Genomic DNA, 6,277 nt, shown 5'->3' with positions numbered 1-6,277 from the left:
CTCTGAGCTTGCGGCCCGCATTCTCAGGCTGAGGGCAGGGCATCCTGTGTCATCTGCGCCACGGGCGTTTGCCTGCGCCTCGGACCGCCGCTGAGCACGTCGACGAGGCGGTCAAGATCGGCGTGGAGCCCCCGGCCCAGACGCAGGGCGAGCAATGGTTCGAGCGCGGCTGCCGCTCCCCGCCCGCGAATCACGAGGGCCGCCGTGATCTTGGACCCCGTGCCGCAGGGTTCGATGCGGTAGCTGCCGCCGCCCTGCCAAGGCTGCCCATCGAATCGCCAGGCGAGGTACTCACCCGCCTCGACTGCAGCGATCTTCCACCGCAGCCTGATCGTGCGCCCGGCCAGCTCGGCGCGGGTCCATCCGCTCAATCCGACGACGGGCTCCATCGCGGCGTAATTGCCCCCTGGGCCCTCATAGCTGCTCTCTACCGCAGGGCTTCGCCACAGGGCTTCGTTCTCCATGCGGCAGAGAAAGGCGAATACGGATGCGGGGTCACGGTCGACAGCGACAGTGCGGATCTTCTTCACAAAGGCTCCTGGCGGTTCGGGTCACGCCAGTTTGGCGCACGAAGCAGCTGCGGGCAATGCTCAATTTTTCCTAGCCCCGGCGCCGTAGGGGAGCGCTACCAGCCCCGCTCCCGCCATTCGGCGAGATTGGGCCGTTCCTCGCCCAGCGTCGTGGCATCGCCATGGCCGGGATGCACATGCGACTCATCCGGGTAAACGTCGAAGAGTCGCTCCTCGACATCGTCGATCAGGCTCGCGAATCTCGCCGGGTCGCGGTCGGTATTGCCCACCCCTCCCGGGAAGAGGCTGTCCCCGCTAAAGATGTGCGATACCCCAGAAGGGTCGTCGTACACGTAGGCGATTGACCCGGGAGTGTGGCCGCGCAGATGGACCGCCGTCAGATCGAAGCCTTCGAACCGTGCCACATCGCCATGCTCAAACCGCACGTCAACGCTCGCACCCGTCGCCTCTTCGATGGCATCGGCGTCCACCTCGCCAGCGCCAATGAGGGCATCGGTGCGTTCCGCCAACTCCGCGAGAGCGCGAATGTGGTCGGGGTGTCGATGGGTCGTGGCAATCAGCGCCAACCGCGTCGGCTCAAGGCTGTCTTCGATCGATTCTGTGAGCATCCGCTCGATCGCCTCCACATCATCCGCAGCATCAATCAGCACCTGGATGCCCGTCTTCTTTGAGGTGATGAGGTACACATTGTTGTTCATCGCCGAGACGGGGATGCTGCGAATAACAACGTCGTCGAGGTCATGCACGAGAGCCATAGAGTGAGCCTAACCAGCCCGGGGGCTAGTGCACCGTGAGTAGTTCGGAGTGCTGGCCGTCGGCCGCCAACGCGATCGCCGCTTCGGGCGTGGCCACCCTAAAGCTGAAGGTTTCTTCGAGGTAGAGCTGCACGGCATCCGTCGTGTAGCCGGAGAAGCCAATCGCCAGGTCCTCGCCGGACTCGAATAAAAAGTCGCCTCCGCGCAGACTCACGACAACGCCGCCCTCCACCCCGGGGGTCCACACGATGGGGCCGCCCAGAATCTGCCGCACGTGGTCGAAGAGCGGGTAGCCGCCCTCCTCTTCTGTTTCGACAATCGACGTGTAGGTTTCTGGAGCCACGGCCAGCCCGTAGGGGCCGCTGACGCCCGAACTCAGCAGCGTTTCGACCGCTTTGGCAACACGCTTGGGGTAGTCGTTAAAGTCGGCGACCCTGGGCACAGGGGAGTGCGGGGTCGCCTGCGTGATCCCCGTGATGCCGGCGCCATCCCAGCCGTGAAAAACGGCCGCGTTCTCGAGCGACGCCAGCCTCAGTGCCGCATCCGCAAGGGCGTCGACATCGGTGTCGACTGCTCCGCGGTCGAAGTTCTGCAGCTCGTCGCGAGACATTTCGAAGTCGGCGCGGACCTCGGTGAGCGGCAGCACCCTGCGCAGCTTTGCGGTCAATCCATCGACCGGCATCTCGGCGATCGGGGTTGTGCGCCCGACGACGCTCGCCGAGTGCTTCCACCCCAGCGGGCCGGCAAAATCGACCAGCTTTCGTGCGCCGAGGGCAGCGACCAAACGATCCCGTGCCTCCTGATCGAGCATGCGCCAGCCAGGGCGTGAGATGGGGGCATGGCGGCGAAGCAGATGTCCGAGAGTCATGATGATGCCCCCTTCGAGGCAGATTTCTTCGAAACCTTGGCGGCAGACTTCAGGCTGCCGATTCCGAGCGAGGGTTGCCCCGCACTCCTGCTGCTGGCGGCGGACGCAGCCGCATCCTCGGCCGCCTCTCCGTTGGCGACGATGTCGCCGTCGCGAAAGAGGATGCCCTGGGCGATCTCGCGCCAGACCGGGGTCGCCCGCAGGAGAAATTCCAGCTCCATGCTGAAGTGCTTGAACTCTTCTGTGAGCGAGTTGATCATGATGGCCCGGCTGGCAGCATCGGGCTCGATCGAGATCCTCTGCTCGTACCAGCCGATCGCCTCCGCCTCCTCTTTGAGGTTCGCGCACATGCGGGCGAACGTTCTCGTCTGCGGCGACAACTCTTCGGGAGGCTCGTGATACTGATCAGTTCCCATGGTGAACTCCTCAGGGATGAGAGTTCATTGACCCTACGCCGCAAGGCTGAGCGGGCAAAGGGGACCGCCCAAGCTCTGCGGGACCTCACGGAAACGGGCGGGCTTCGCGCTCGCCGCGCATAAAAACCGCTCCCCGCGCCTCATAGTTCGGGCGCGGGGAGCGGTTATCGGGCGCGCCGAGTCGCGGGATGCCCGAGCGAGAGTGTTACGCGATTGCCTTGCGCGAGCTGATCACGCCGGTGTCGAAGCCGAGCAGGTGCAGGCCGCCGTGGAATCGGGCGTGCTCCACCTTGATGCAGCGGTCCATCACGACGGTGAGGCCGTTCTTCTCGCCGTAGTAGGCGGCCTCTTCGTTGTAGATGCCGAGCTGCACCCAGACGGCCTTCGCGCCGACCGCGAGCACATCGTCGATGACGGCGGGGATGTCGCTGGCCTTGCGAAAGACATCCACAATGTCGGGAACCTCGGGTAGCGATGCCAGGTCGGGGTAGGCCTTGTGGCCGAGAATCTCGTCTGCGTTGGGGTTGACGAAATACACGCGGTAGTTGCTCGACTGCAGCAGGTAGGTGCCCACGAAGTAGCTCGAGCGAGCCGCGTTGGGCGAGGCTCCAACGATCGCGATCGACTTGGCGCGGCGCAGAATGCCGAGGCGCTCCTTGGCGGTCGGGCCGGTCCACGTGCGCTGCGACTTGAGCAGCTTGGCGAGCGGGGAGGAGGCCGGGATGCTGCAGCTCAGGCCGTTGGCCAGCTGAACCGTCTCGGTTGCTTCCGTGGTGACTTCTGACATCACTCGGCTCCCTTCAGTGCTGCGTCGATCGCCTGGTCGAGGTCGTAGATGATGTCGTCGACATCCTCGATACCAACGCTAATGCGGATGAGGCCGGCACCAACACCTCCGTCGATGAGCTGCTGCTCGGTGAGCTGCGCGTGCGTTGTCGATGCGGGGTGAATAACAAGGGTCTTGGCGTCACCGATGTTGGCGACGTGGCTCGCGAGCTCAACCGACTCGATGACCTTCTGGCCTATCGCGCGGCCGCCCGCTGTTCCTGATGAACGCACACCGAATCCGAAGACCGAACCGGGGTTGCCGCCCAGGTACTTCTTCGCGCGGTCGTGGTGCGGGTGCCCCTCGAGCCCTGCCCAGTTCACGTATTCGATGCGGGGGTCATCGCGCAGCCATTCGGCCACGGCACGAGCATTGTCGACGTGCGCCTGGATGCGGTACGGGAGCGTTTCAATGCCCTGCGCGAGGGCCGCAGCCGAGGTCGCTGAGAGCACGGGGCCGATGTCGCGCAGCTGCTCGGAGCGCAGCCGGGTGAGGAAGGCGTACTCGCCGAAGTTGCCGTACCAGTTGAGCCCGCCGTAGTGGGGAACCGGCTCGTCGAACAGCGGAAAGCGGTGGTTCGACCAGTCGAAGCGGCCTGACTCGACGACAACGCCGCCGAGGGTCGTGCCGTGCCCGCCGAGGAACTTGGTGGCCGAGTGGGTGACGATGTCGGCACCCCACTCGATCGGGCGGCACAGGTAGGGGGTCGCGACGGTCGAGTCGATCACGAGGGGGATGTCGTGCGCGTGAGCAACGGCGGCCAGACCCTCAAGGTCGGCGATCTCGCCCGACGGGTTGGCGACAGTCTCGGCGAAGATGGCCTTGGTCTTGTCGGTGATCGCCGCGGCGTAGTCAGCCGGGTCGGCGCTCTGCACGAAGGTGGTCTCGACCCCGAAGCGGCGCAACGTCACGTCAAGCTGCGTGATCGAACCGCCATAGAGGTTCGCGGATGCGACGATGTGGTCCCCGGCGCCGGCGAGCGAAGCGAAGGTGATGAACTGTGCGCCGAGCCCACTCGCGGTGGCGACGGCGCCGAGGCCGCCCTCGAGGCTCGCGACGCGTTCCTCGAACGACGCGACGGTCGGGTTAGATACGCGGCTGTAAATGTTGCCGTACTTCTGCAGCGCGAACCGAGCCGCAGCATCCGCACTGTTGTCGAAGACGAACGCTGTCGACTGGTAGATCGGGAGGGCTCGTGCGCCGCTCACCGCATCAGGAATGTTGCCTGCGTGGATGGCCCGGGTCTTGAATCCCCAGTCCCGGTCGGTCGTGTCGCGTTCAGCCATGGGCACAGATTATCTGAGTCTGCCATGCCGCCTGTGCCGCGTTACGCCGGGTTGCGGGGGTGCCGCACTAGAGTGACGCGAAACGCAAGGGGGCGCCTGTGGATGACGCGGACGACGAGGTCGATGCGGTGCGTGTGACCGATGCGCACTACACCGAACCCGCGTGGGCCGACTACGTGCGCACGAGCCCGATCATGTCGAATGTGCCCGTGTCGAGTCACCCCACCGAGCGGGCGCCCCTCGTGATCCCTCAGAGACCCGCCGTGAGTAACCCCGCCATTCGGCTTCTCGTGGCAATTCCCGCAGGGTGGTTCGTGATTGCTGCCGCGCTCCTGACCTCAGGCGGCCTGAAGTGGTGGATGGTCTACGCCATGGTGGGGCTCGCGACAGCGGCGTCGGTGGTGCTTGCTCGCATCGACGAGCGGATGCTCCTGGCCGACGGTCATGATCAGACGGCTTCGCCGTGGCGGGCCGTCGTGCCCATGGTCTATCTGGCGCGCCGTGCGAAGCTGCTCTATGCCAGCAACACCCTCTCTTACCGACCGCTCTGGATCCACCTGGGCATTATTGCGGGCGCAGTGCTGGCGTCTATCGTGGGGCCGCTGGTCGCTACGGTTTTTGGCAAGCTCTCCGACGCCGGTGCCTATTACGACACCCTCTTGCCGGGATAACGCGCCGGGATAACGCGCTGGGGCTATCGCCAGCCCGGCATCCAGTAGTGGCTCCTAATAAAGGGCTCCGGCAGCTGGATGCCCGCCCACAAGGGGTAATAGAACGCGCTCACGAGCACGATCAGTACGAGAATCGTGCCGACTATGCGCACACCGCGGGCGCGCCGCTCGGGGTCGGCTGTGGGGCCCCCGGCGATCGCCCCCAGGGCAAAGGTGAGCGCCAAGATCACAAAAGGAACAAACGCGATCGCATAGAACTGGAACATCGTGCGTTCGGGGTAGATCAGCCACGGCAGGTACCCGGCGGCGACTCCGACCAGGATGAGGCCCGCTCGCCAGCTGCGCGGGTGACGGATGAGGCGCACGACCAGGTAAACCAGAGCGGCGATGCCGAGAAACCACAGCAGGGGGTTAGGCAGCGTGGTGATGAATTGCTCGCACCGGTCGACGGTGCATCCTGATTCACCGTTCTCGGCGGTGAGTCGATAGAGCGCGGTCGGTCGCAGCAGAAGCAGCCATTGCCAGGCGGGGGATTCCCACCCGTGCTCGGTGCCGAGGCCGATATGAAAGTTGTAGGCAGAGACCTGGTAGTGCCACCAGCTCTGCCAATCGAGGGGAACCCACGAGAGAGCACCGGTCCACGCATTGCCGGGGGTCTCGGCCCAGTGTCGGTAATAGCCACCGTCGGTGCGAAACCATCCGGCCCAGCTCGCGACGTAGGCCACGGCGGCGAGGGGCACCGTGAGCAGAAAGCTCGCTGGCCCCTGCTTGAAGACGGTGCCGCTGAACCAGAACGGGATGCCGGCCCTGCGCCGGGCGAGCGCGTCGACGACGAGCGTATAGACGGCGAAGATGGCGAGAAAGTAGAGGCCGCTCCATTTGACCGCAGTCGCCAGGCCGAAGGCGAGGCCGGCGGCCATGAGCC

The 6,277-nt window shown here is 65.3% G+C and carries 8 protein-coding genes; 1 reads left to right on the top strand and 7 read right to left on the bottom strand.

Going from position 1 to position 6,277, the window contains the following annotated elements; genetic code table 11:
* Window positions 1–23: 23 nt before the first annotated feature.
* From AC062T_RS09300 to AC062T_RS09275, 6 genes are all read right to left on the bottom strand, one after another.
* Window positions 24–530 carry an SRPBCC family protein gene (locus AC062T_RS09300; RefSeq protein WP_476029392.1) on the bottom strand — a complete coding sequence of 169 codons (507 nt, stop codon included), beginning with the start codon at window positions 528–530 and terminating at the stop codon, window positions 24–26.
* Between the two features lie 95 nt (window positions 531–625).
* Window positions 626–1,285 carry an MBL fold metallo-hydrolase gene (locus tag AC062T_RS09295; protein ID WP_476029390.1) on the bottom strand — a complete coding sequence of 220 codons (660 nt, stop codon included), beginning with the start codon at window positions 1,283–1,285 and terminating at the stop codon, window positions 626–628.
* Window positions 1,286–1,310: 25 nt separating this feature from the next.
* Window positions 1,311–2,153, bottom strand: a complete 843-nt coding sequence (locus tag AC062T_RS09290) for a family 1 encapsulin nanocompartment shell protein (RefSeq protein WP_108517528.1) — start codon at window positions 2,151–2,153, stop codon at window positions 1,311–1,313.
* Complete coding sequence (locus AC062T_RS09285; RefSeq protein ID WP_476029389.1) at window positions 2,150–2,569, bottom strand: ferritin family protein; 420 nt, start codon at window positions 2,567–2,569, stop codon at window positions 2,150–2,152. The genes AC062T_RS09290 and AC062T_RS09285 overlap by 4 nt, the downstream gene beginning before the upstream one ends.
* 205 nt (window positions 2,570–2,774) lie before the next feature.
* Window positions 2,775–3,356, bottom strand: a complete 582-nt coding sequence (locus tag AC062T_RS09280) for a CoA-binding protein (protein WP_476029387.1) — start codon at window positions 3,354–3,356, stop codon at window positions 2,775–2,777.
* Window positions 3,356–4,681 (bottom strand): O-acetylhomoserine aminocarboxypropyltransferase/cysteine synthase family protein, encoded by a 1,326-nt coding sequence (locus AC062T_RS09275; RefSeq protein ID WP_476029385.1) that lies wholly within the window; start codon window positions 4,679–4,681, stop codon window positions 3,356–3,358. Before AC062T_RS09275 ends, AC062T_RS09280 begins: the two co-directional genes overlap by 1 nt.
* A 98-nt stretch (window positions 4,682–4,779) precedes the next feature.
* On the opposite strand from AC062T_RS09275, the gene AC062T_RS09270 reads away from it, so the two are divergent.
* A complete protein-coding gene (locus AC062T_RS09270) occupies window positions 4,780–5,352 on the top strand; it encodes a hypothetical protein (protein ID WP_476029383.1) in 573 nt (190 codons plus the stop codon).
* 23 nt (window positions 5,353–5,375) lie between these two features.
* Here the strand turns inward: AC062T_RS09270 and AC062T_RS09265 are convergent.
* A partial coding sequence (locus AC062T_RS09265) for a dolichyl-phosphate-mannose--protein mannosyltransferase (protein WP_476029381.1) occupies window positions 5,376–6,277 on the bottom strand: 902 nt, incomplete at its 5' end.

Source organism: Homoserinimonas sp. (assembly GCF_056262345.1).
This window is presented reverse-complemented; position numbering and strand designations above follow the sequence as displayed.